General features: G+C 72.7%; 2 pseudogenes. Both read left to right on the top strand.

Annotated elements, in window-relative coordinates:
- Window positions 1-523 (top strand): annotated as a pseudogene (locus AB0O00_RS38785) (beta-ketoacyl-[acyl-carrier-protein] synthase II); the annotation flags it as partial.
- Window positions 520-1575: pseudogene (locus AB0O00_RS38780) on the top strand (hypothetical protein); the annotation flags it as partial. The pseudogenes AB0O00_RS38785 and AB0O00_RS38780, both read left to right, overlap by 4 nt.

Genomic DNA, 1575 nt, shown 5'->3' with positions numbered 1-1575 from the left:
CACCTACCACGCCACCCACCCCCACCCCGAGGGCCTCTCCGCCACCCGCGCGATGACCGACGCCCTCGCCGACGCCGGGCTCGGCGCGGACGCCGTGGACCACATCTCGGCCCACGGCACCGGCACCGAGCTCAACGACCGGATCGAGAGCGCCGCGATACGGGCCGTCCTCGGCGAGCGCGCGCCCGCGGTGCCGATCAGCTCCCTCAAGTCGATGACCGGTCACATGATCGGCGCCGCCGGGGCGGCGGAGCTGATCGCCGCCGTACAGACCCTGCGTACCGGCATCGTGCCGCCCACCCTCAACTGCGACGACCCCGAGGACGGGGAGCTGGACTACGTGCCGCACCGCGCCCGCGAGATCGACGCCCGGGTGGTCATGAGCAACTCCTTCGGATTCGGCGGCCACAACGCGGTCCTCGTCGTACGCACCTGGGGCGACAAGGCGACCCGGGGGGACAACGCGACCCGAGTCGGCAAGGCAATCCGGGACGACAAGGCACCCCGGGAGGACAACGCATGATCAGCCGTCCGCCCGCCGAGGCGTACTGCCAGGCCGACCCCGTCTTCTACGACCTCGCCGGTCAGCACAGCGCCGACGACAGCGACTTCGCCGCCACCGCCGCACCCGCCGCCCCGGGCTGGCGGCGCAGGGACCAGGACGTGTGGGTCGTCCACACCCCCGAGGACCACCGGCTGCCCGACCAGGGCTGGAAGATTCACATCTCCGCGCTGCCGGCCAACGCCGAGCACGTCGTCGAGACCGCCCGCGGCTACTGCACCGAGCACCGCCTGCCGTACAAGTTCCTGCGCAGCCGCAAGGTACTGACCACCCACAGCCTCAAGTACGCCCCCCGCTCCGCGAGCGGCAAGCTCGTCACCATCTACCCGTCCGACGAGGAACAGTTACACACCACCCTGCTGGAGCTCGGCAAGCTCCTCGACGGGGAGGCGGGCCCCTACATCCTCACCGACCTGCGCTGGGGCGACGGCCCGCTGCACGTGCGCTACGGCGGCTTCGCCTCCCGCTACTGCCCAGGACCGGACGGCACCCCCGTCCTCGCCATCGCCCGCCCCGACGGCACCCTGGTGCCCGACCGGCGCCGCCCCGTCTTCGAAGTCCCCGAGTGGGTAACTCCGCCCGGCTTCATCACCGAGGCGATGGCCGCCCGCGACGACGGCTCCGCGTTCCCCTACCGGGTCGAGCGGGCGCTGCACTTCTCCAACGCCGGCGGTGTCTACCTCGCGAAGGACCGTACCGGGCGCCGGGTCGTCCTCAAGGAGGCCCGCCCGAACGCCGGACTCGACGGCCGCGGCGAGACGGCCACCGTCCGCCTCGCCCGCGAGCGCCGCGCCATGGAACGCCTCGCCGGCGTGCCCGGCATCCCGGAGCTGTACGAGCACGTCACCGTCTGGGAGCACGAGTTCCTCGCCGTCGAGTACGTGCCGGGCAAGCCCCTCCAAAGCTGGCTCGCGGCCAACTACCCACTCGTCAGGGCCGGTTCGACGCCGCAGGACCGCCAGGCCTACGCCGAACGGGCCGGCCTGCTGGCCGACCGGGTCGACCGGCTCCTG

This window comes from Kitasatospora sp. NPDC093558 (assembly GCF_040683475.1).
In the GTDB taxonomy this organism is placed as follows: domain Bacteria; phylum Actinomycetota; class Actinomycetes; order Streptomycetales; family Streptomycetaceae; genus Kitasatospora.
The sequence above is the reverse complement of the archived record's forward strand: the minus strand, read 5'-3'. Positions and strand labels throughout refer to the sequence as shown.